Origin of the sequence: Mesorhizobium sp. J18 (assembly GCF_007829525.1) — a bacterium.
In the GTDB taxonomy this organism is placed as follows: Bacteria; Pseudomonadota; Alphaproteobacteria; order Rhizobiales; family Rhizobiaceae; genus VLJP01.
Window position 1 is genome coordinate 14,667 of the sequence record NZ_VLJP01000005.1, and the last position, 22,290, is coordinate 36,956.

Here is a 22,290-nt window from a genome sequence, read left to right on the forward strand (position 1 = left end):
TGTTTTCGTGAATGGAAAGCGGGATGCCCGGCCGTAGGGCCGGGCGTTGGACAAAGAGCGGCTGGAGCCGTTCAGTGATCCATCGCCTTGACGATGTCCTCGGTCATCTTCTTGGCGTCGCCGAGCAGCATCATGGTGCCGTCCTTGTAGAACAGCGTGTTGTCGATGCCGGCATAGCCGGAGCCGAGCGAGCGCTTGACGAAGAGGCAGGTGCGCGCCTTGTCCACATCGAGGATCGGCATGCCATAGATCGGCGACGACTTGTCGTCGCGCGCGGCGGGGTTGGTCACGTCATTGGCGCCGATGACATAGGCGACATCGGCCTGCGCGAACTCGGAATTGATGTCCTCGAGTTCGAAGACCTCATCATAGGGAACCTGCGCTTCGGCCAGCAGCACGTTCATATGGCCGGGCATACGGCCCGCGACCGGATGGATGGCGTATTTCACCTCCACTCCATTGGCCTTGAGCTTGTCGGCCATCTCACGCAGGGCATGCTGAGCCTGCGCCACGGCCATGCCGTAGCCGGGCACGATGATGACCTTCTGCGCGTTCATCATCAGATAGGCCGCGTCATCGGCCGAACCTTGCTTGACCGTCCGTTCGATGCCGTCTTCCGCGGCAGCCGTGGTCTCGCCGCCGAAACCGCCCAGAATGACGGAGACGAAGGAGCGGTTCATGCCCTTGCACATGATGTAGGACAGGATCGCGCCCGACGAACCCACCAGCGCGCCGGTGATGATGAGCGCCAGGTTGCCGAGCGTGAAGCCGATGCCGGCGGCGGCCCAGCCGGAATAGGAGTTGAGCATCGACACGACGACCGGCATGTCAGCACCGCCGATCGGGATGATGATGAGCACGCCGAGCACCAGCGACAGGAGAACGATCAGCCAGAAGACCGTGTGGCTCTGCGTCGTCACCAGCATGATGACGAGCACGACAAGTGCAACCCCGATCGCCGCATTGACGATGTGGCGCGCGGGCAGGAGGATCGGCTTGCCCGACATGCGCCCGTCGAGCTTGAGAAAGGCGATAATCGAGCCGGTGAAGGTTATGGCGCCGATGGCCACGCCCAGCGACATCTCGACAAGGGCCTGGGCATGGATGGCCCCGATCGTGCCGATGCCGAAGCTTTCCGGCGCATAAAGCGCGGCCGCCGCCACCATCACCGCTGCAAGACCGACCAGGGAGTGGAATGCCGCGACAAGCTGCGGCATCTTTGTCATGGCGATGCCGCGCGCGATATAGGCGCCGGCGCCGCCGCCAATGGCCAATCCCAACAGGATCAGGGCGAAGCCGCCTGCGGACGGTGTCGCAATGGCGAGCGTGGTGAGGATGGCGATCCCCATGCCGACCATGCCGTAGATATTGCCCTGGCGGCTGGTCGTGGGATGCGACAGGCCTCGGAGCGCCATGATGAAGAGAACGCCCGAGACGAGATAGAGGAAGGCCGCGATATTCTGAGACAAAGCCGCCCCCTACTTCTCTTTTTTCTTGTACATCGCCAGCATGCGCTGCGTGACGAGGAAACCGCCGAAGATGTTGACCGACGCCAGCACCAGCGCGATGAAGCCGAAGCCAGTGGCAAGCCCGCTTGCCGAGATTCCGACCGCGAGAAGCGCGCCGACCACGATCACCGAGGAGATGGCGTTGGTTACCGACATCAGCGGCGTGTGCAGCGCCGGGGTCACCGACCAGACCACATAGTAGCCGACGAAGATCGCCAGCACGAAGATCGCGAAGCGGAAGACGAAGGGATCGATCGCGCCGCCGGACACGGCCTGTGCGACGTTGCCGACTGCATCCGCCGCACCTTCCATGTCCTGCATGGCCATGCGGACCGCGGCCGACGCCTGGTCGAGCTGATCGAGCGCCTGTTCGAGAGCAGTCTTTTCCATCAGGCTTTTCTCCCTGACCTGGCCGAGGCGGCCTTGCGCGCCGGTGCTTTCCGGGTAGCGGTTGGCTTTGCGGCCGCCGCACCGGCTTCAACGGCAGCATCCTGGAAATTGGGATGCACCACCTTGCCGCCATGAGTAAGCATGGTGGCCTTCACAAGCTCGTCCTCGGGATTGATCGCCAGAAGCTTCGTCTCCTTGTCGATCAGTGTCTCGAGGAAGGCGTAGAGGTTCTTGGCGTAAAGCAGAGATGCCGAGGCGGCGACCCGGCCCGGCACGTTGAGATGGCCAATGATCTTCACGTCGTTTTCGGTCGTGACGATCTCGCCAGGGACCGCGCCTTCGACATTGCCGCCGCGCTCGACCGCCAGATCGACGATGACCGATCCCGGCTTCATGGAAGCCACCATCGCCGCCGAAACCAGCTTCGGCGCCGGCCGGCCCGGAATGAGCGCGGTGGTGATGACGATGTCCTGCTTGGAGATATGGTCGGCGACGAGCGCGGCCTGCTTGGCCTGATACTCCTTCGACATCTCCTTGGCGTAACCGCCCGCCGTCTCGGCAGCCTTGAATTCCTCGTCCTCGACGGCGACGAACTTCGCCCCGAGGGATGCGACCTGCTCCTTGGCGGCAGGCCGCACGTCGGTGGCAGTGACCACCGCGCCCAGGCGGCGCGCGGTGGCGATCGCCTGGAGGCCGGCGACGCCTGCGCCCATGACGAAGACCTTGGCGGCCGGAACGGTGCCGGCGGCGGTCATCATCATCGGCAGGGCCCGGTCATATTCGGCGGCTGCATCGATGACGGCGCGATAGCCCGCGAGATTGGCCTGGCTGGACAGAACATCCATGACCTGCGCGCGCGTGATGCGCGGCATGAACTCCATGGCGAAAGTGGTCAGGCCCGCCTTTGCCATCCGGTTCAGGGACGCGTTCGCCTGATAGGGGTCCATGGTCGCGATGACCAGCGCGCCGCTCTTGTAGCCGGCGGTCTCGGTATCGGTGGGCCGGCGCACCTTCAGCACCACATCGGCCCTGGCGACATCCGAAGCCTTGCCGATCTTCGCGCCTGCACCCTGGAAATCGCCATCGGTGATTCTGGAGGCGCGCCCGGCCCCCGCTTCGACAATGACGTCAAAACCGAGTGCCGCAAGCCGTTTCACCGTCTCCGGCGATGCGGCGACGCGCGTCTCACCGGCGTCCCCTTCCTTCGGCACGAAAACTGTCTGTCCCACCCCTCAATCCTTTCGGTTGGAACGCACTCCCCCCTGACGCCTGCCCAAAACCTGCCGCAGGCGGACTGCAAAAAGACAGCCAGCCCCGGCGCTATTCGCGCAGAAGCCAGATCCCCGCCGCGCTGATCAGGATGAAAAGAACGAAACTGGAGAAGAAGCCGGCACTGGTGAAGAAGCCGAAAGCCATTGCGATAAGGATCGCGATGACGTGAAGCGTGCCGTATTTCGCGAGCGTCAGGAACAGCGAATAAGTGCGCTCATGCTCCTTGTAGTCCATTTCAGCGCCGGTTTCGGCGGGAGCGTGCGGCGTATTATCGGCCATCGTTAAACCCTTTGGATTGCAACTCGCAGTCGGAATAGCGAAAAGGCAGGACAAGGGCAATGGGAGGATTGCCGCATCCTGTGTCTCGGCGGCGTTATCCGCTGCCGGTCGGCCGCCGACTGGCGATTGGTTCAACAGGATCAGGAAAGCCAGCGCTTGCGCCGCTTATAGTGCTTTACATCACGGAAGGAGCGCCGCCCCTCGCCGCCAACGCCGAGATAGAATTCCTTGACGTCCTCGTTCTCGCGCAGCGCGGCAGCCTCGCCGTCGAGCACGATGCGCCCGGACTCTAGGATATAGCCGTATTTCGCGTAACGCAGAGCGACATTGGTATTCTGCTCGGCGAGCAGGAAAGATACGCCCTGCTCCTCGTTGAGCTTCTTCACGATCTCGAAGATTTCCTCCACGAGCTGGGGCGCGAGGCCCATGGAAGGCTCATCGAGCAGGATCATCTTGGGCCGCGACATCAGCGCGCGTCCGATCGCCGTCATCTGCTGCTCGCCGCCCGAGGTATAGCCTGCCTGGCTGTTGCGGCGTACCTTCAGGCGCGGGAAATAGGTATAGACGAGTTCAAGATCCTCGCGGATCGCCGCCTGCCCGTCGCGGCGCGTAAACGCACCGGTCAGGAGATTGTCCTCCACCGATAGATGGCCGAAGCAGTGCCGCCCTTCCATGACCTGGATGCAGCCGCGCTTGACCAGCTCATTGGCCGACTGGTTCTGCACCTGGGCGCCATCGAAGACGATATTGCCCTTCGTCACTTCTCCGCGCTCCGCCCGCAGAAGGTTCGAGATCGCCTTAAGCGTCGTCGTCTTGCCCGCGCCATTGGCGCCGAGAAGCGCCGTGATGCCGCCACGCGGAACAGAGAGAGAGACCCCCTTGAGCACGAGGATGACGTGATCGTAAATCACCTCGATATTGTTGACCTCGAGGATGGTGTCCGCCGGGTCGAGCGAGGTTGCAGCGGCTTCGGCCATATCTCAAATCCTGCTTCGGGAAGGACCGGCCCCCGCCAGAGGCGAGGGCCAACCGCGAAGGCGCTTATTCACACTCGTTCATCGTCCACGGCTGGTTGGCTTTGGCGTATTCTTGAGCCGCCTGTTCCACCATCGGATCGATTATCTCGCGATCTGCGGTGAGGACGTCCGATACCTTGGTGAACTTCGAGCCGTCCCACTCGACCATCCATGCGCCGGCATTGCCGGTATGGTTCGCGCAGCTCGTAGAGAAGGGCGCCATCATGCCTTCCACGCCGATCTCCTGCAGCTTGGCCTCATCGATCTTGATGTTCTCCAAACCCCAGCGCAGTTGTTCCTGGTTGATCGTGTTCGTGCCCGCGTGCTCCTGCGCAGCCTTGACGGCCTCGGCAAGGATGACAGACATCAGGACGCCCCGCTGGTATGCGGTGCTATCGAATTCGCCGCTCTCCTTGTTGATCTGGGACTTCCCGGCATCGACCACATGCTTCTTGATGTCCTGCATGACCTTGGCTTCCGAGTCCGGGAAGTTCCAGCTCAGCGCCCGATAACCCTTGCCGTCCTCACCGACGAGCGCCAGGTCCGGCTCGTGTGCGCCCCMCCAGACACTGACGAACTGGTTCATCGGATAACGTGTCTTGACGGCCTCGTTGACGGCGGCGGCGTTCATCGCTCCCCAGCCCCACATGAGCACGAAATCAGGGCGCTCGCGCCGGATCTGCAGCCATTGCGCCGACTGGTTCTGCATCTCCTTCAGGCCGACAGGAATGGGCAGAAGCGTGAAGCCGTACTTCTCCGCCATCGTCTCCAGAAGCGGAATCGGCTCCTTGCCGTAAGGATGGTCAAGATGCAGCAGCGCGATCTTCTTGCCGTTCAGGCTTTCCGGATTGCCGCCGGAGATGCCCTGGATGATCATGGACGCGCCGTCCCAATAGGAGACCGGCGGATTGAACGCCCATTTGAATACCTTGCCGTCCTGCATGGCCGAGAACCCATAGCTCGGCGCGTACATCGGGATTTTGTCGACATTGGTCCGTGGCAATACCTGCAGAGTGATGCCGGTCGACCAGGGCTGGCTGACCAGCGCGCCTTCGGCCTTGGTTTTCTCGTAGCACTCGACGCCCTTTTCGGTGTTGTATCCGGTCTCGCACTCATCGAACTGGACCTTGACGCCGTTGATGCCGCCGTCGCGCTCGTTCAGCATCGTCATATAGTCGAGCTGGCCATTCATATGCGGCGTTCCTGTCGCGGCAAACGGCCCTGTCCGATAGGACATGTTCGGAAGCTTGATCACGTCCTCCGCAGAGGCCGGCATTGCGAATCCAACCGCAATGGTCGTGGCAAGCAGGGCTGCCTTGATCGAGATGTTCATATTCATTCCTCCATTCTCGCCTGATCTTTTCAGGCTCCTCCGTTCCAAGTCCTCAGGCGTCCCGCCATTTTAATGCGGGAACGGCCATATGATCAGCTTCTCGCGAATGATCGCCCAGAAACGAGCAAGTCCGTGCGGCTCAACAATCAGGAAGAAGATGATCACCGAGCCAATGATCATCGTGTTCAGATGTTCGGCGGTCGCAGGGGTGACGGGAATGCCCATGGCCTGCGGAAGGGTGCCGAGTATGACCGGAAGCGCGACGATGACAATGGCACCCAGATAGTTGCCGAGTATGGAGCCGAGCCCGCCGATGATCGCGATGAAAAGCACCCGGAAAGAGAGCGACACGTCGAAGAGGTTCGGCTCCGCCGCGCCTCGCCACGCGAAGACGAAAAGCGCCCCCGAGACGCCGATGATGTATGACGAGACGGCGAAAGCCGAGAGCTTCGCCTTCATGAGGTTGATTCCGACCAGCTCGGCTGCGATGTCCATGTCGCGCACCGCCTTCCACATCCGGCCGATACGGCCCCGCGTGATGTTGATCGCGAACCAGGTGATCACGGCGACGATCACGAGAACGAAATAATACTGGGTGACGGAACTCGCCCGCGGCCCCGCGAATGTGATCCCGAACACGGAAATGTTCGGAACCTGAATCGCTCCCGACACGCTGTAATTGTACAGCCAGCCCCATTTCTCGAAGAGCCAGACCAAGAAGAACTGTGCCGCCAGTGTCGTGATCGCCAGATAGAAGCCCTTGATCCTCAGCGAAGGCAATCCGAACGCCACACCGACTGCGGCCGAGAAGAAGCCCGATAGCGCGACCGCCACCACGATGTTCAACTCGGGAAAGATCGACATCAGCTTGTAGCAGGCATAGGCGCCGACACCCATGAACGCGCCCGTTCCGAGCGAGAGCTGTCCGGCATATCCCGTCAGGATGTTGAGGCCGAGTGCCGCCAGGGAATAGATGAGCACCGGAATAAGCAGCGCGCGGAAGGCGAATTCGCTCGCCGTCAGCGGAAAGACGACAAAGGCGAGCAGCAATATGAAGGCGAGCAGCCAGGCGTCCTGCCGTACCGGGAACAGGGCGTGATCCGCCTTGTAGGTGGTCTTGAACTGGCCCGCCGTACGATAAAGCATCCGCTTACACCCGCTCGATGATTTTTTCGCCGAAGAGGCCCTGCGGCCGGAAGAGCAGCACGATCAGCGCCAGCACATAAGCGAACCATGCCTCCGTATTGCCGCCGAGCAGCGGCTGGCCCCAGTAGATCTCGAAAAGCTTTTCCAGGATGCCGATGGCCAATCCGCCGATGATCGCACCGGTGACGCTTTCCAGGCCGCCCAGCATGAGCACCGGCAGCGCCTTGTAGGCGATAACCTCCAAGGCAAACGAGACGCCGGCCCGAGCTCCCCAGACGATGCCGGTGGCCAATGCGATGATGCCGGCGATGAACCACACGATGACCCATATGGTCGAAAGCGAAATGCCGACCGAGAGCGCGGCCTGATGGTCGTCGCCCAGCGCGCGGATAGCGCGGCCGATCTTGGATTTGTTGAGAAACACCAGAAGCGCGATCACCAGCAGGACTGCGCCTATGACGGCCGTCACGTCCTTCTGCTCTATCAGAAGGAAGCCGCCGAACGGCTCGAATTCGAAGCTTCCCGTCGGGATGTAGAGCTGTTCGGTGATCATCACCTTGTTTTCGCCGCCGAAGATGATCTCACCCAGGCCGATCAGAAAGAGCGTCACGCCAATCGTGGCCATGAACAGGATGATGTCAGGCTGGTTGACCAGCGGCCGTAGCACGACGCGTTCGACCGCTATTGCGAGGATCAGCATGACGAGAAGCGTCAGCGGCAATGCCAGCAGCGCCGGCACCCCATGTTCGTAAAGGCCGACAAGCGTCAAAGCGGCGAAGACGACCATGATGCCCTGCGCGAAATTGAAAATCCGCGACGATTTGAAGATCAAGACGAAGCCGAGCGCGATCAATGCGTATAGAACACCGCTTACCAGACCTTCCCACAGGACCTGAAGCAGGAAATCCGGCGCGCCGATCATATCGGCAAAAGGTTGGACGATGATGGAATTCAAGAAATCCACGGGTTGCCCCCTCTGTGATTATCCAACGCGTAGATCACCATCATCGTCCCTGTCGCTCCTATCCGGCGAGCCCTGGGAACAACCCCAGCAAGCCGATGATGATCAGATAGATGGCGACGATGTAATTCAGCAGCCGCGGTACGATCAGGATCGCCACACCGGCGATCAGTGAAAGAAGCGGGGAAAGCGGCAGATTTTCCATGAAGTCGTTCTCCTTCTCAGTGCGGAACGCCGAGATAGGCGTCGATGACCGCCTGATCGTTCTTCACTTCGTCAGGCGGACCGTCGGCAATTTTCTTGCCGTAATCGAGAACGACCACCCGATCGGAAAGATCCATGACCACGCCCATATCGTGTTCGATCAGCGCGATGGTGGTGCCGCGCTGCTGGTTCACGTCGATGATGAACCGGCTCATGTCTTCCTTTTCTTCGAGATTCATGCCCGCCATGGGCTCGTCCAGCAGAAGAAGGCTCGGCTCCATCGCCAGCGCCCTTCCAAGCTCCACCCGCTTCTGCAGGCCATAGGGCAGCTTGCCGACGGGTATGTGGCGAATGTGCTGGATTTCGAGGAAGTCGATAATCTCCTCGACCTTCTCGCGATGCTCGATCTCCTCGGCGAGCGCCGGCCCGTGCCACAGCATCTGCCAGCCTATGCCACGTTTCATCATGACCGAGCGGCCGGCCATGATGTTCTCCAGCGTCGACATGCCCTTGAAAAGAGCGACATTCTGGAAGGTGCGGGCAATGCCCTGACGCACGGCATGATGCGGCTTCATCGCCCGGCGCTCGATACCGCGAAAGATGATGGTGCCTTGCTGCGGCGTGTAAAAGCCGTTGATGACGTTGAGCATGGATGTCTTGCCGGCGCCGTTCGGGCCGATGATGGCACGTATCTCGCCCTTGCGCACGTCGAAGGAAATGTCGGTGATCGCCTTCACACCGCCGAAGGCGAGCGACACGTTGCGCACCTCCAGAAGCACGGCGCCCTTGGCGATCCCATCATCGGGTGCGGTGAGCTGCGTGTGATCCGGCCGCTGGTTCATTCGGCGGCCTCGCGGATCGTTTCGGCCGGGGCCTCATATATCTTCGCATCGACGATCCTGATCGTCGCGCTGATCTTGCCCTTGCGACCATCCTCATAGGTGACTTCCGTCTCGACATATTTCTCGGCCGAGCCGTCATAGAGGGCTTCGATGAGTTCGCCATAGCGCTCGGCTATGAAGGAACGGCGAACCTTCTGCGTGCGCGTCAGTTCGCCATCATCGGCGTCGAGTTCCTTGTGCAATACGAGGAAGCGCCTGATCTGTGAACCCGCCATCAGCGGCTCCCTGGCCAGCCGCCGGTTGGTCTCGTCCACATGGGCGGCGATGATTTCGTAGACGCGCGGATGGCCGGCAAGCTCCTGATAGGAGGCATAGGCGATATTGTTGCGCTCGGCCCAACTGCCGACGGACTGCAGGTCGATATTGACGAAGACGGCGCAGAAATCGCGTCCGTCCCCGAATGCGACCACTTCCTTCACATCGGGGAAGAATTTCAGCGCGTTTTCGATATATTTCGGGGCAAAAAGCGCGCCCGAAGCCAGACGCCCGACATCCTTGGCACGGTCGATGATCTTGAGATGCCCGTCGCGGTCGAAGAAACCGGCGTCGCCCGTATGCACCCAGCCATCGGCGGTCTTGGTCGACCTGGTCGCCTCCTCGTTCTTGTAATAGCCGATGAATACGCCGGGCGAACGGTAGAGGACCTCGCCATTGTCGGCGATCCTTATCTCGACCTCGGGGGAAGGAAGGCCGACAGTATCCGGCCTGATCTGCCCGTCCGGCTGGGCGGTGATATAGACGGTGGCTTCCGTCTGGCCGTAGAGCTGTTTCAGGTTGAGCCCGATCGAACGGTAGAAGCTGAACAGTTCAGGCCCGATGGCCTCGCCGGCCGTGTAGCCCACACGCAGCCGCGACAGCCCGATGCGGTTCTTCAGCGGGCCGTAGATGACGAATTCGCCGATGGCATAAAGCAAACGGTCGAGGAAGCCCACTCGCTCCCCGTTCAGCAGAGGTTCGCCAACCTTGCGCGCATGCTTCAGGAAATAGTCGAAAAGCCGGCGCTTGAACCGCCCGGCATCCTCCATGCGCACCATGATCGCCGTCAGCATGTTTTCGAAGACGCGCGGCGGCGCGAAGAAATAGGTCGGAGCGATCTCGCGCCGGTCCGCATCGACCGTGTCGGGACTTTCAGGGCAACTGACACAGAAGCCGGCCGTATAGCATTGGGCATAGGAGAAGAGATGATCGCCGACCCAGGCGAGCGGCAGATAGGCGATCGTGCTCTCGTCCGCGCCGAGATTGTCGAAGGCATTGCCATTGATGGCCGATTTCACAAGATTGTCGTTCGACAGCATCACGCCTTTCGGGCGCCCCGTCGTGCCCGACGTATAGAGCATGATGGCAAGGTCGGAGCCCCTGCCCTGCTCCACCTCCGCAAGCCATTCCTTCCCGGCGCCGGCATCTTCGGCAAGACGTTTCAGGCCGACGGCGCGCAAATCCTCGTAGGCGTGGAGATGCGTATGGTCATAGTCGCGCAGGCCGCGCTTCTCGTCATAAACGATCTCGGTGAGCGACGGGATGCGCTCGGCGATCGACAGGAGCTTGTCGACCTGCTCCTGGTCTTCCACGACGGCGAAGCGCACCTCGGCGTGATCCAGCACATAGGCCATCTCCTCGGCCACCGAATCGGCATAGACTGGCACCGGCACCGCTCCCAGCGACTGGATGGAGGCGAAACTCCAGTATAGCCGCGGCCGATTGGCGCCGATGATCGCGACCTTGTCACCGCGCCGCAAGCCGATCGCCTTGAGGCCGAGCGCGAAGGCGCGCACCTCGTCAAGCTGCTCGTCCCAGGTCCAGCTTTGCCAGATACCGTAGTCCTTGTGGCGCATGGAAGGACGGCCGCGGAAACGCTCTGCGTTCAGCAGCAGATATTTCGGAAACGTATCCGGTGACGCCGATATTCGCGTCAATCCTGTTCCTCCCGCAGCAGCGCTTGCCGCCATTCTCCCCACAACCATCCCGAATGTCAGAAATGGCGCTTTTCACCGAAGTTTCCACGAAACGCCCCTCCAGGCAACATGCAGCTTGACAGACACCGTGCCAGATTGTCTTTATAGTGAGCCTGCTTGTGTCACGAGCTATGGTCTTCGCACGTCTGGAAGCGGAAATTCAGGCTCCGTAGCCGTTCAGAGCGGCGATATCGAGCACGCTGATGCGGCCGTGCTCGGCCCGCACGACTCCTTCCTCCGACAATTCCTGAAGGCTGCGATTGACCACCTGCCGAGACAGGCCGACAAGCAGCGCCAGCTCTTCCTGGCTGATCTCGATATCGTTGCCAACGGCAGGATAAAGCACCGGATTGAAGAACCAGGAAAGGTTGCGTGCCACGCGCGCTTTCGGGTTCAGGATGCGGTCATATTCGATGGTGGCGATGAATTGCCCCATTCGCTCATTGAGCTGACGCACGAGAAAGCGGTTGAAGCCGGTGCTGTTCTCGTAGAGCCACATGAAAGTGGCGCGCGTCATCAGGATCATGCGCGTGTCGCGCAATGCCACCACGTCATATTTGCGGGGCTCGCCCTTGAGGACCGAACCTTCGCCGAACCAGCCGCCGGTGGTCACGCCGGCAAAGGTCATCGCCTTGCCGCTATGCGAAATCGTGCTGATCTTGATCAGCCCCTCGCCCACGCCGGTCCAATGGTCAAGCGGATCGCCTCGATGGCAGATATAGGCACCTTTGGAGTACTGCCTCTCAATGGTGCCGCGTCGCGCCCGTTCGAGTTCGTCTTCCTTAAGTTCGCCGGCCCATATCGTGGCGCGGACAATGTCCTCTCTGGTGCTCATCTTTCTCCGAAGCAACGGCGGAGACCGATCCGGCCGCCCATACCCATCGTGTTTATGAACGCGCGATATGGCGATGACAAGGAGAACACCGCAATTGGCAGATGCTTGGGCCAGCCCTGCCGATTTCACGTTGCAGGGCCGCTTCACGGTCCAGGATCAAAATAGTCTGATCGAAAATGGCGCCAGTCACTCCGCCGCGGCAAGGGCGGGGGGCCGCTCTCCCGACTTGAACCGCTCCACAAGCCGCTTTCTTTCGTCGGCGGCACGTTCGGCATTCGCTTCCTTCACATGGCCGAAGCCACGAATGAGCGCCGGCACGGATGCGAGTGCGGCAGCCGCGTCGATGCTATCGGTGGAAAGATCGCGCTCGATCATGTCGAGATCGGCTTCGTACTGGCGCAGCAAATCGCGTTCCATGCGCCGTTCCGCCGAATAGCCGAAGATGTCGAGCCAAGTGCCGCGCAGTCCTTTGAGGCCGGCAAGCACGCCGAAGAGCCTCATCACCCATGGCCCGAAACTGGATTTGCGCAGCCTGCCGTCTTCGTCACGCCGTCCAAGGATGGGCGGTGCGAGATGGAATTCCAGCCTGTCATAGGCTTCAAACTGGGCCGCGAGCTGCCGCCGGAAGGAGCCGTCGGTATAAAGCCGCGCCACTTCATATTCATCCTTCACGGCCATCAGCTTGAACAGATTGCGGGCAGCAGCCTCCGTCACCGTCGTCGAGCCGGGTGCTGCTCTTTCCTCAGCCGCCCGCAGCCGGGCGATGCGCTCGCGATAGCGGCGTGCATAAGCCTCGTTCTGATAACCGATCAGGAATTCCGCGCGCCGGTCGATCACCTCGTCGAGCGTTCGGGAGAGGGGTGCAGATTCCTTCTTGCCTGTCGCCCCGGCGACGACATCGAGCACGAATTCCGGATCATGCGCCGCGCGCCGACCCCAGCGGAATGCCACGACATTCATCGCCACCGCCTGTCCGTTGAGCTCGATCGCCTTCTCGATGGCCTCGGCCGAAACCGGCAATCCGCCGTGCTGATAGGCGAAGCCGAGCATGAACATGTTGGAGCCGAGCGAATTGCCGAACAGCGTGGAGGCCGTTCGGGTTGCATCGACGAAATGCGCCCTGCTTTCACCTGCGGCTGCACGGAGTGCCTTCTTCAGGCGCTCGACAGGAAGGGAGAAATCCGCCGAACGCGCGAAGTCACCAGGCATGACCTCGGCCGTATTGGCGATGACGAGCGTGTGACCCTCGCGGATCGCGCCGAGCACCTTCTTGGCGCCGGAGACGACAAGATCACAGCCGAGCACGAGATCGGCCTTGCCGGCCGAGACGCGGATCGCGTGAATATCGGCCGGGGATTTTGCGATGCGCAAATGGCTGAACACCGCTCCGCCTTTCTGGGCCAGACCGGCCATGTCGATGACACCGGCGCCCTTGCCTTCCAGATGCGCCGCCATGCCCATAACCGCGCCGATGGTGACGACGCCCGTGCCGCCTATGCCGTCGATGATGCCTGACCAGCCATTGTCCAGGGGATATGCCTTCGGCTCGGGAACCCCGGCAAGCGGGTCCGTCGTTCCTGCAGCGCCCTGCGCCTTCTTCAACTTCGCACCATGAACCGTGACGAAGGATGGGCAGAAGCCGTTGAGGCAGGAGAAATCCTTGTTGCAGCTCGACTGGTCGATGCGCCGCTTGCGACCGAATTCCGTCTCGACGGGCTGAACCGAGACACAGTTCGACTTGACGCCGCAATCGCCGCAACCCTCGCAGACAAGCTCGTTGATGAGCACGCGCCGATCCGGATCCGGAAACGTGCCGCGCTTGCGACGACGTCGCTTCTCGGCGGCGCAGGTCTGGTCGTAAATAAGGACGGAAACGCCCTTCACCTCGCGCAATTCGCGCTGCACCCGATCGAGATCGTTGCGGTGATGGATCGTGGTTCCGGCAGGGAACGCGGCCGGTCCCCCATATTTCTCAGGCTCGTCGGTGACCACGGCGATGCGCTCGACACCCTCGGCGCGCACCTGATGGGCGATCATGTCGACGCTGAGACCGCCCTCATGGGGCTGGCCGCCGGTCATGGCCACCGCATCATTATAGAGGATCTTGTAGGTCATGTTGGCGCCGCTCGCGATGGCGAAACGAAGCGCCAGCGTGCCGGAATGATTATAGGTGCCGTCGCCGAGATTCTGGAACAGGTGATCGCGCTTCGAGAAGGGTGCCTGGCCGACCCATTGTGCACCCTCACCGCCCATCGCCGTGAAGCCGACTGTCGACCGGTCCATCCACAGCGCCATGAAATGGCAGCCTATGCCGGCCGCAGCAAGGGAGCCTTCCGGCACCTTGGTGGAGGAATTGTGCGGACAGCCGGAGCAAAAATAGGGCGTGCGCGAGGCGACGTCCCTGGTGTCCGCGAGCATCGCCTGGAACTGCCGCAGGCGGGAGACGCGGGCCGAGATTTCCTCCGATGGGCCAATGACCTTCAGGACGCGCTCGCCTATGGCGATGGCGATGTCGTTCGGGTCCAAGGCGCCCATGGCCGGGAAGAGACGCTCGCCGCGCTCGTCCTTCTTGCCGATCACCTGCGGCTGGTTGGCCGTGCCGTAGAGGTTCTCACGCACCTGCACTTCGATCAGCGAGCGCTTCTCCTCGACAACAATGACGGTCTCGAGGCCTTTGACGAATTCCTGAAGGTGCTCCAGATCCAAAGGCCAGGCGCATGCCACCTTGAAAAGGCGTATGCCGAGTTGATTGGCCCTTGCCTCGTCGATCCCCAGGTCGTCCAGCGCCTGGCGTACGTCGAGATAGCTCTTGCCGATGGTGATGATGCCGAGCCGCGCCTTGCGGCCGCCCGAATAGACGATGCGGTTGAGATTGTTGGCACGCACGAAGGCGGCGGCGGCGGCGCGCTTGTATTCGTGCAGCCGCATCTCCTGGGTGATCTGATCAATCTCATGACGGATATTGAGTCCGTCAGGCGGCATGTCGAACTCCGGCAGGATTATGTTCAGCCGCTCGAGCGCCACATCCACCGCGGCGGTCGATTCGATATTGTCCTTGACGCATTTGATCGCCGCCCAGGTGCCGGCGAAACGCGACAGGGCATAGCCATAAAGCCCGTAGTCGATGAGTTCCTGGACGCCGCCCGGATTGAGCACGGGGATCATCGCGTCGATAAAGGCGAATTCCGACGCATGGGCGACAGTGGAGGATTCGGCGGTGTGGTCGTCGCCCATCAGGGCGAGCACACCGCCATGCCTGGATGATCCTGCCAGATTGGCATGGCGGAAAACATCCCCGCTGCGGTCGACGCCCGGGCCTTTGCCGTACCAGACGGCGAAAACGCCGTCATATTTGCCCTCGCCCAGAAGCTCCGTCTGCTGCGATCCCCAGCAGGCGGTTGCGGCCAGTTCCTCGTTGAGCCCCGGCTGGAAGACGATATTGGATTCCTGAAGCTGCCGCTTCGCCTTCCACAATTGCTGATCGAGACCGCCAAGAGGAGAGCCGCGATAGCCCGATACGAACCCGGCCGTATTGAGGCCGGCTCTCCGGTCGCGCTCGCGCTGCATCAGGAGCATGCGCACGATGGCCTGCGCGCCGGAAACGAAGATGCGCTCCTTCGACAGATCGTATTTGTCGTCCAGCATCACATCGTGAAGGGTCATTCAGTCATCTCCTCCCGGCCACCCGCGACTCATGGCCCGGATCAAAGGTATTTGCCGTCTAGTTTTTCGTCCCTTTGAAAGGGCGTCAAACGAAATCATGTCCGGCGCCGTCGGACGCAAGACAGGGTGCCCGAACGGGATGGAATGTGAAATATTGTTGCCCGGGCCCCGCAAACGTCAGGCTATCGGCCAGCCGTCCCGGATTCCATCCACTCACCGAAAGTTGAAAAACCGGCACCCTGCGCTCCCCACGAAGCCTTGGACATTTTCTTGCCATCTTTGCTTTTTCTGTGCGCGCAAAGCTGCTAAGGAACCGCCGCCTTGACCGGCACGAGTCGAGCGTGGCGGTGCGATCAAATGAAATATCGAAGACAAATCGCGCTTGCGGCATGCCAGATGGAAGCCGTCTCCGGAGAGGAGCAGCTCGATCCGGAAGGAAAGATAAAAGCGCGCACAGCGCTTGAGGGGGAATTGGGAGTGATCATGAAAAATTTGTGGCCCACAGGGCTGTTTCATGCTGGTTCGGAGGAATAGCCCGATGCGAGCCATAGCTTTAATCATCCGCATCATCAGCAGTATCAACAACATCATCGGAAATGTTTTTTCCTGGCTGTCGCTGGCCATCGTCCTGGTGTGCTTCACGGTCGTGGTGCAACGCTACGTCTTCGCGGTCAGCCATGTCTGGATGCAGGATCTGTATGTCTGGCTGAACGGCGCGATGTTCACGGCAGTGGCCGGCTTCGCGCTCCTGCGCAATGATCATGTCCGCGTCGACATCTTCTACCGCCCCGCGAGTGTGCGGCGTAAGGCGATCGTCGATCTGGTCGGCGTGATCCTGTTTCTTCTACCCTTCTGCTATATTGTCTACGCTTATGGCTGGACCTTCGTCGCCCGGTCATGGCGACTACACGAGGCTTCGGGCAATGTCGGCGGCATGCCCGGACTCTACATCCTGAAATCCTTCATCATCGCATTCGCAGCTCTCGTGGCCCTTCAAGGCATCGCCATGGCGCTGCGCAGCGTGCTCGTGCTGGCCGGCAGGGAAGACCTGCTGCCCGAGGATCTAAGATACGAGAGTCCACTGCAAGAACATCACGAGGCGACTGTCTGATGGACCCGGTATTTATTGGAGAACTCCTTTCCGGGCTGATGTTCTTCGGAATCATCGGCTTCCTCATGCTGGGCTTCCCGGTGGCCTTCACGCTGGCAGGCGTCTCGCTGCTGTTCGGCGCTGTCGGCATGTGTTTCGGCGTGTTCGACCCTTCGAATTTCGGCAGCCTCGCCAATCGGTATATCGGCTACATGACCAACGAGGTTCTCGTGGCCGTGCCGCTCTTCATCTTCATGGGCGTGATTCTCGAACGGTCGAAGATCGCCGAGCAACTGCTCCTGACCATGGGCAAGCTGTTCGGCAATCTTCGCGGCGGCCTGGGCATGTCGGTCATCGTCGTCGGCGCCTTGCTCGCGGCCTCCACCGGCGTCGTGGGCGCCACCGTCGTCACAATGGGCCTGATCTCCCTGCCGGCCATGCTGCGCGCCGGCTACAGCCCCAAGCTCGCCAGCGGCGTCATCTGCGCTTCCGGCACATTGGGGCAGATCATACCGCCCTCAACGGTGCTCATCTTCATGGGCGACATGCTTTCCGGTATCAATGCCCAGGTTCAGATGGCGAAGGGCAACTTCGCCCCCGTACCCGTCTCGGTGGGCGATCTCTTCGCCGGCGCCCTGCTGCCGGGCCTCCTGCTGGTCGGGCTCTACCTCGCCTGGACGATATTCAAGGCAGTTTTCGACCCCGAATCCTGCCCCGCCACACCTGTCCCGCAAGATGAGAAAAAGCACCTTTTCGGTGAAGTCGTCACCGCACTGATCCCGCCTCTGCTTCTCATCCTGGCGGTCCTGGGTTCCATCCTTGGCGGCATCGCCACGCCGACCGAGGCCGCTTCCGTCGGGGCGGTCGGCGCGATGATCCTGGCAGCCTTCCGCTGGCGGCTGTCGTTCAAGGTCCTGCGGGAATCGATGATCTCGACAGCTACCATTACCTGCATGGTCTTCATCATCCTGTTCGGAGCATCCGTGTTCTCGATCGTCTTCCGCCTCATGGGCGGCGACAATCTGGTGCATGAGTTCCTCTCCAGCCTTCCCGGCGGACCGCTTGCGGCGGTTGCTATGGTGATGCTGATGATGTTCCTGCTGGGTTTCATCCTCGACACCTTCGAGATCATCTTCATCGTCATCCCGATCACCGCACCGATACTGCTGGCCCTGGATGTGGATCCCGTCTGGCTCGGCGTGCTGGTCGGCGTAAACCTGCAAACGAGCTTCCTGACGCCGCCTTTCGGCTTCTCGCTCTTCTATCTGCGCGGCGTTGCGCCATCGAGCGTATCGACCAGCATGATCTATCGAGGCATCATACCTTTTGTTGGTCTTCAGGTGCTTGCGATAGCGATCATGTTCATGTTCCCCTCGATCGCCACATGGCTGCCGAGATGGATCTACAGCTAGGATAATCCTGTGTCGGTCAGATTTGACGATACCTACCAGTCTCTTCGCGAAACGATCGAGGAAACGATCGATGCCATCAAGGGCCGCGTCGTGACGCTGGGCGAGATAGTCGAGCTGACCGGCGAACAGGGCCTTCTCCTGCTTTGCTCCATCCTTACGTTACCGTTCCTCCTTCCCGTCTCTATCCCGGGAGTAAGCACGGTCTTCGGCCTCGCAATCATCCTGATCAGCGTCGGCATCACACTGAACCGGACCCCTTGGCTGCCGAAGAAGATCACCGAACGGCCGATCGACGCCGAGAAGCTGGTGCCGACGCTGCGGAAGGGAGCCGGGATCATCCAGAAGATAGAGGGCGTCATCCGCCCTCGTCTGCCGGGGCTCGCACAGGGAGCGGCGATCAACCGCATCAACGGCCTTGTCCTGATTCTCGGCGGGGTTCTTCTGATGTTTCCGCTGGGGCTGGTGCCCTTCTCGAACACCTTGCCGGCTTTCGGCATCCTGTTCCTGGCGATCGGCATCGCGCAACGGGACGGCATGTTTGTGCTTGCGGGCTATGGGATGACGATCGCCACGATCGTTTATTTCTCGGCTCTGGCTTATGCGGCTGTCGCCGCTGGCCGCGGGCTCGCCTCGATGTTCGGCGGATAGATCTATCCCGTCGATTGCATTTCTGCCAGATACAAAAAGCCCGGGCGCAACCCGGGCTTTTCATAGACCTGCTCTCGGCGATCAGAGCTTGAAGTACTTCTCGCGAGCGGCGATGAAGCGAGAGTCGGTTCCTTCGGTCTTCTGACGAACGATCTCGAGCGCCGAGATAAAGCTCTCGGTCGTCTTCTTGGTCAACTCGTCACCGGAATCGCGCAGCTCGGCAAGAATCTCGGCGGATGCCTTTGCGCCCGCTTCGAGAATGTCATCCGGGAACTGCTGAACCTTCACGCCGTGCTCGTCGATCAGGGTCTTGAGCGCGCGCGGATCATTGGCCTGGAAATCCGAAGCGACCTGGTCGTATTCGGCCTGGCAGACATCCTTGATGAGCGCCTGCAGGTCTTGCGGAAGCTCCTGATATTTCGCCTTGTTGACCACCAGTTCGGTCGCAAGGCCCGGCTCGACGAAGCTCGGGAAGTAGTAGTTCTTTGCGACCTGATAGAAGCCAAGCGCCAGATCATTGTAGGGACCGACGAATTCCGCAGCGTCAAGCGTGCCGGACTGCAGAGCCTGGAAGATTTCGCCTGCGGCCATGTTGGTGACGGTCGCGCCGAGCTTCTCCCATACGCGGCCGCCCAGGCCCGGAGTGCGGAAACGGATGCCCTTGATCGAATCGACGCCCGTCAATTCATCGCGGAACCAGCCGCCGGCCTGCGTGCCCGTATCGCCCGACAGGAAGCCTTGCACACCGAACTGATCATAGATCTCGTCCCAGATTTCCTGACCGCCGAGGTGCCGCACCCAGGCAGTAAGCTCGCGCGAGGTCATGCCGTAAGGCACGCCGGTGAAGAAGCTGAGGCCAGCACTCTTGTTCTGCCAGTAGTAGGCCGCGCCATGGCTCATTTCCGCCGAGCCGTCGATGACGGCATCGAGCGACTGCAACGGCGGAACAAGTTCACCGGCGGCATAGACCTGAATGGTCAGGCGTCCGCCGGAAGCAGCCGTGATGCGATCAGCAAGACGCTGTGCACCTACGCCGAGGCCGGGAAAATTCTTCGGCCACGTGGTGACCATGCGCCAGGTCTGGTTGCCCTGCGCGATTGCCGGTGCCGCGAGCGCGGCCACGCCGGCGCCGGCGAGGCCAGCCTTCTTCATGAATGAACGACGATCCATTGAGTTACCTCCCATATTTGGATCCCAAGAGCGTACGAGCGGATGGACGCAAACCTGTCATCCTCCCCCGAAGCCGGGCCGTATCAATACATGCTGGATTTCGCAAGTCCAATCCCATCTGCCTGCGGCAGGCCTGACGACATTGTGCGATGTGAGATTGGCAAACGACCCGCATCAGGCATAGATGTAGCCGTGGATCGGTGCCCGCACCGCCCTTTCAGGATCGAAAGCAATGCTACAGCCTCTGGTCGCCGTCTCGACCGATACGAAGCAATTCGAGAACTATCTCTGGCACTCCACGCCGGAGCAGTATCTCGAAGCCGCGATTTCCGCCGCCGGCGTGCTGCCGGTCCTCGTCCCTTCCTTCGGCGGCCGGCTCGACCTCGACAGCCTCCTGGCTTCGGTCGACGGCGTCATGCTGACGGGCTCGAAGTCTAATGTCGATCCGGAGCTCTATGGCGGAGAACGCAGCGAGCAGAACGGTCCCTACGATCCGAGGCGGGATGCCACGACCCTTCCGCTCATCCGCAAGGCCATTGAACAGGGCATTCCGCTGCTTGCGATCTGCCGCGGCATACAGGAACTGAATGTGGCGTTAGGTGGCACGCTGGCGACCGAAATCCAGGAGCGCGAGGGTATGCTGGACCATCGGGCACCGGAGAGCCCAAGCCAGGACGAGCGATTCGCCATCCGCCAGCCCGTATCGATAAAAGCCGGCTCATGTCTCGCCGATGTTTTGGGACCGGGCGAGGTCATGGTCAATTCGGTGCACCGCCAAGCCATCGATCGTCTCGGATCAAATCTTCAGGTTGAGGCCGTGGCGAGTGATGGAACCGTAGAGGCCGTCTCGGTCAGGAATGCCCGAGCCTTTGCCATGGGCGTTCAATGGCATCCTGAATACTGGGCAAAGAGCGACCAGGCGTCCGGCCGCATCTTCAAGGCTTTCGGCGAAGCCGTGCGCGCGCACGCCGCCGCCCGCCTTGCCATGAAAGCGGCAGCGGAATAGCCCCGCTCACCGCATGGCAACGAGCGAAACCAGCGGAGCGTGAGGCCGGAACGTCTCATAGGCGACGCCGTCGGCGACCGAGAATTCCAGCACGGCGCCGCCATCGGCCTTGGCGAAAGTGACGGAACCGTCACTGGCTTCGCGCCAGTAGCGGGCTTGCTCGAGGCCCGGCATTACTGTCGAACAGGTCCTTTCCACATACAGTTCCGCAAGTCTGTCCGAAAGGGCCTCGCCCTTGGTAACGGCACAGGTGCCTTCCTGGCCGACCGCGACGACGCGATAGCGCGAAGGCGCCGACGCTTCCTTCACGGCTGATACGGTCGAACCGCCGTCCTCCGGTGCCGACGTGACGGCTGCCGCGGCGCCGATGAAACCAACGGCGGCGACGGTCGCGATCAACAAGCGCATCTTTTCTGCCCCTTTTGTTTTGAGCTTGGCTGCCGCTTTTTGCTGCGGCCTGCCCGTTCCTTAGGAGCAGAATGTGGCGATTATGGTTAACGGATTCCTTATCAGGCGGAGCGCCGCGCGATTCCGACCGATTCAGGCACGGGTGTCAGAGCCTTCCCGTCATTGAACCAGCTTATCAGATTATCGACCATAAGGTCGCCCATTGCCTGGCGGGTATGCACGGAGGCAGACCCTACATGCGGCAGAAGGCAGGCGTTGTCGACCCGCAGGAGGCTTTCCGGGACATGCGGTTCCCTGGCGAAGACATCCAGCCCGGCTGAAAGGATCGTCCCGTCGGCAAGCGCCTGGGCGAGCGCTTCCTCGTCCACTGTGCTTCCACGGCCGACATTGACGAAAATACCGTTCGGCCCCAGCGCCTCGAACACTTCCCGCCCGATGACCTTCTCCGTGGCGGCGCCGCCGGGAGCCACGCAGATCAGCGTATCGACGGCTTCCGCCAGCGACAGCAGCGTCGGATGATAGGTATACGGACAGGCCTCCACCTTGTTCCGGTTATGATAGCTGATCGGCAGGCCAAAGGCTTCGAGCCTTCGCGCAACGGCCATGCCGATGCGCCCGAGGCCGAATATACCGATGCTGCGGCCGCGCAGCGTCCCTTTTGTCAGCGGATACGGCCCCTCGCCTGCCCAGCGCCCCGCCCGGAGCCAAGCCTCCGCCTTCGACAGCTCGCGGACGGTGTTGATGAGCAGACCGACGGCCAGGTCGGCCACTTCATCGGTCAGCACATCGGGCGTGTTGGTGACCATGATGCCCTTGGAAGCCGCATGCTTGGCATCCACGGCATCATAACCGACGCCGAAATTGGCTATGATCTCAAGATTGGGCAGCGCATCGATCAGGCGGGCATCAACCACAGTCATGGCAGCGATTCCAGCCACTTTTTCCGCCGCCTCGGGGCTAAGCAAATCCGGATCCGAACGCTCGATACGGATCACGCTGAAGTTCTCCTCCAGGCGCCCGAGCGCATGAGGAAGGAGCTTTCCGGGTACAAGGATGGTATTTGCTGACTGTCTCAAGATCGTCATCCCTTTGAAG

The 22,290-nt window shown here is 61.2% G+C and carries 21 protein-coding genes; 5 read left to right on the top strand and 16 right to left on the bottom strand.

All coding sequences use genetic code 11. From position 1 onward, the window contains the following. Positions 1-71: 71 nt before the first annotated feature. The 13 genes from L598_RS03000 to L598_RS03060 all read right to left on the bottom strand — a co-directional run bounded on the left by L598_RS03000 (position 72) and on the right by L598_RS03060 (position 15,461). Positions 72-1,469, bottom strand: a complete 1,398-nt coding sequence (locus L598_RS03000; RefSeq protein ID WP_144860235.1) for an NAD(P)(+) transhydrogenase (Re/Si-specific) subunit beta — start codon at positions 1,467-1,469, stop codon at positions 72-74. 9 nt (positions 1,470-1,478) lie between these two features. Further along, on the bottom strand, positions 1,479-1,898 hold the full coding sequence (locus L598_RS03005; protein ID WP_144860238.1) for an NAD(P) transhydrogenase subunit alpha: 420 nt from the start codon (positions 1,896-1,898) through the stop codon (positions 1,479-1,481). After that, positions 1,898-3,127 (bottom strand): Re/Si-specific NAD(P)(+) transhydrogenase subunit alpha, encoded by a 1,230-nt coding sequence (locus tag L598_RS03010; RefSeq protein WP_144860240.1) that lies wholly within the window; start codon positions 3,125-3,127, stop codon positions 1,898-1,900. Before L598_RS03010 ends, L598_RS03005 begins: the two co-directional genes overlap by 1 nt. Before the next feature lie 91 nt (positions 3,128-3,218). Then, complete coding sequence (locus L598_RS03015; protein ID WP_144860242.1) at positions 3,219-3,449, bottom strand: aa3-type cytochrome c oxidase subunit IV; 231 nt, start codon at positions 3,447-3,449, stop codon at positions 3,219-3,221. A gap of 140 nt (positions 3,450-3,589) precedes the next feature. Beyond that, positions 3,590-4,426, bottom strand: coding sequence for an ABC transporter ATP-binding protein (locus L598_RS03020; RefSeq protein WP_144860244.1), 837 nt, complete (start codon positions 4,424-4,426; stop codon positions 3,590-3,592). Between the two features lie 64 nt (positions 4,427-4,490). Beyond that, positions 4,491-5,798: an ABC transporter substrate-binding protein gene (locus tag L598_RS03025; protein WP_144860246.1), complete on the bottom strand. Its 1,308-nt coding sequence runs from the start codon at positions 5,796-5,798 to the stop codon at positions 4,491-4,493. Between the two features lie 69 nt (positions 5,799-5,867). Next, positions 5,868-6,944, bottom strand: a complete 1,077-nt coding sequence (locus L598_RS03030; RefSeq protein ID WP_144860248.1) for a branched-chain amino acid ABC transporter permease — start codon at positions 6,942-6,944, stop codon at positions 5,868-5,870. Positions 6,945-6,948: 4 nt separating this feature from the next. After that, positions 6,949-7,908: a branched-chain amino acid ABC transporter permease gene (locus L598_RS03035; RefSeq protein ID WP_210244962.1), complete on the bottom strand. Its 960-nt coding sequence runs from the start codon at positions 7,906-7,908 to the stop codon at positions 6,949-6,951. A gap of 58 nt (positions 7,909-7,966) precedes the next feature. Next, positions 7,967-8,110, bottom strand: coding sequence for a DUF3096 domain-containing protein (locus L598_RS03040; RefSeq protein ID WP_144860250.1), 144 nt, complete (start codon positions 8,108-8,110; stop codon positions 7,967-7,969). 16 nt (positions 8,111-8,126) lie between these two features. Next, a complete protein-coding gene (locus L598_RS03045) occupies positions 8,127-8,951 on the bottom strand; it encodes an ABC transporter ATP-binding protein (protein WP_144860252.1) in 825 nt (274 codons plus the stop codon). Continuing rightward, on the bottom strand, positions 8,948-10,957 hold the full coding sequence (locus tag L598_RS03050) for an AMP-binding protein (protein ID WP_144860254.1): 2,010 nt from the start codon (positions 10,955-10,957) through the stop codon (positions 8,948-8,950). The genes L598_RS03045 and L598_RS03050 overlap by 4 nt, the downstream gene beginning before the upstream one ends. 166 nt (positions 10,958-11,123) lie before the next feature. Next, the gene (locus tag L598_RS03055) at positions 11,124-11,798 is read right to left on the bottom strand and encodes a Crp/Fnr family transcriptional regulator (RefSeq protein WP_144860256.1); all 675 of its coding nucleotides are present in this window, start codon (positions 11,796-11,798) and stop codon (positions 11,124-11,126) included. 186 nt (positions 11,799-11,984) lie between these two features. After that, positions 11,985-15,461, bottom strand: a complete 3,477-nt coding sequence (locus L598_RS03060; protein WP_144860258.1) for an indolepyruvate ferredoxin oxidoreductase family protein — start codon at positions 15,459-15,461, stop codon at positions 11,985-11,987. A gap of 357 nt (positions 15,462-15,818) precedes the next feature. Between L598_RS03060 and L598_RS21350 the strand changes: the two genes are divergently transcribed. The 4 genes from L598_RS21350 to L598_RS03075 are packed head-to-tail and all read left to right on the top strand — an operon-like array spanning position 15,819 to position 18,611. Then, positions 15,819-15,995, top strand: coding sequence for a hypothetical protein (locus L598_RS21350; protein ID WP_186444915.1), 177 nt, complete (start codon positions 15,819-15,821; stop codon positions 15,993-15,995). A gap of 4 nt (positions 15,996-15,999) precedes the next feature. Beyond that, complete coding sequence (locus tag L598_RS03065; protein WP_144860260.1) at positions 16,000-16,572, top strand: TRAP transporter small permease subunit; 573 nt, start codon at positions 16,000-16,002, stop codon at positions 16,570-16,572. Further along, on the top strand, positions 16,572-17,963 hold the full coding sequence (locus L598_RS03070) for a TRAP transporter large permease subunit (protein WP_144860262.1): 1,392 nt from the start codon (positions 16,572-16,574) through the stop codon (positions 17,961-17,963). Before L598_RS03065 ends, L598_RS03070 begins: the two co-directional genes overlap by 1 nt. Before the next feature lie 9 nt (positions 17,964-17,972). Then, positions 17,973-18,611 carry an exopolysaccharide biosynthesis protein gene (locus L598_RS03075; RefSeq protein WP_144860264.1) on the top strand — a complete coding sequence of 213 codons (639 nt, stop codon included), beginning with the start codon at positions 17,973-17,975 and terminating at the stop codon, positions 18,609-18,611. 81 nt (positions 18,612-18,692) lie between these two features. On the opposite strand, the gene L598_RS03080 is transcribed toward L598_RS03075, so the two are convergent. Beyond that, positions 18,693-19,781 (bottom strand): TRAP transporter substrate-binding protein, encoded by a 1,089-nt coding sequence (locus tag L598_RS03080; RefSeq protein WP_144860266.1) that lies wholly within the window; start codon positions 19,779-19,781, stop codon positions 18,693-18,695. Positions 19,782-20,013: 232 nt separating this feature from the next. Between L598_RS03080 and L598_RS03085 the strand changes: the two genes are divergently transcribed. After that, positions 20,014-20,787: a gamma-glutamyl-gamma-aminobutyrate hydrolase family protein gene (locus tag L598_RS03085; RefSeq protein WP_144860268.1), complete on the top strand. Its 774-nt coding sequence runs from the start codon at positions 20,014-20,016 to the stop codon at positions 20,785-20,787. A 6-nt stretch (positions 20,788-20,793) separates the two neighbouring features. Here L598_RS03085 and L598_RS03090 read toward each other — a convergent pair whose 3' ends face one another. Both L598_RS03090 and L598_RS03095 read right to left on the bottom strand, forming a co-directional pair. Then, a complete protein-coding gene (locus L598_RS03090; RefSeq protein ID WP_144860269.1) occupies positions 20,794-21,195 on the bottom strand; it encodes a hypothetical protein in 402 nt (133 codons plus the stop codon). 101 nt (positions 21,196-21,296) lie between these two features. Next, a complete protein-coding gene (locus L598_RS03095; protein ID WP_144860271.1) occupies positions 21,297-22,280 on the bottom strand; it encodes a 2-hydroxyacid dehydrogenase in 984 nt (327 codons plus the stop codon). Between the last annotated feature and the right edge of the window lie 10 nt (positions 22,281-22,290).

Coding starts and splice junctions, on each gene's coding strand:
- L598_RS03005 (WP_144860238.1), bottom strand. CDS start 1,898: ATGGAAAAGACTGCTCTCGAACAGGCGCTCGATCAGCTCGACCAGGCG.
- L598_RS03015 (WP_144860242.1), bottom strand. CDS start 3,449: ATGGCCGATAATACGCCGCACGCTCCCGCCGAAACCGGCGCTGAAATG.
- L598_RS03020 (WP_144860244.1), bottom strand. CDS start 4,426: ATGGCCGAAGCCGCTGCAACCTCGCTCGACCCGGCGGACACCATCCTC.
- L598_RS03030 (WP_144860248.1), bottom strand. CDS start 6,944: ATGCTTTATCGTACGGCGGGCCAGTTCAAGACCACCTACAAGGCGGAT.
- L598_RS03040 (WP_144860250.1), bottom strand. CDS start 8,110: ATGGAAAATCTGCCGCTTTCCCCGCTTCTTTCACTGATCGCCGGTGTG.
- L598_RS03045 (WP_144860252.1), bottom strand. CDS start 8,951: ATGAACCAGCGGCCGGATCACACGCAGCTCACCGCACCCGATGATGGG.
- L598_RS03050 (WP_144860254.1), bottom strand. CDS start 10,957: ATGGCGGCAAGCGCTGCTGCGGGAGGAACAGGATTGACGCGAATATCG.
- L598_RS03055 (WP_144860256.1), bottom strand. CDS start 11,798: ATGAGCACCAGAGAGGACATTGTCCGCGCCACGATATGGGCCGGCGAA.
- L598_RS03060 (WP_144860258.1), bottom strand. CDS start 15,461: ATGACCCTTCACGATGTGATGCTGGACGACAAATACGATCTGTCGAAG.
- L598_RS21350 (WP_186444915.1), top strand. CDS start 15,819: ATGAAATATCGAAGACAAATCGCGCTTGCGGCATGCCAGATGGAAGCC.
- L598_RS03065 (WP_144860260.1), top strand. CDS start 16,000: ATGCGAGCCATAGCTTTAATCATCCGCATCATCAGCAGTATCAACAAC.
- L598_RS03070 (WP_144860262.1), top strand. CDS start 16,572: ATGGACCCGGTATTTATTGGAGAACTCCTTTCCGGGCTGATGTTCTTC.
- L598_RS03080 (WP_144860266.1), bottom strand. CDS start 19,781: ATGGATCGTCGTTCATTCATGAAGAAGGCTGGCCTCGCCGGCGCCGGC.
- L598_RS03085 (WP_144860268.1), top strand. CDS start 20,014: ATGCTACAGCCTCTGGTCGCCGTCTCGACCGATACGAAGCAATTCGAG.
- L598_RS03090 (WP_144860269.1), bottom strand. CDS start 21,195: ATGCGCTTGTTGATCGCGACCGTCGCCGCCGTTGGTTTCATCGGCGCC.
- L598_RS03095 (WP_144860271.1), bottom strand. CDS start 22,280: ATGACGATCTTGAGACAGTCAGCAAATACCATCCTTGTACCCGGAAAG.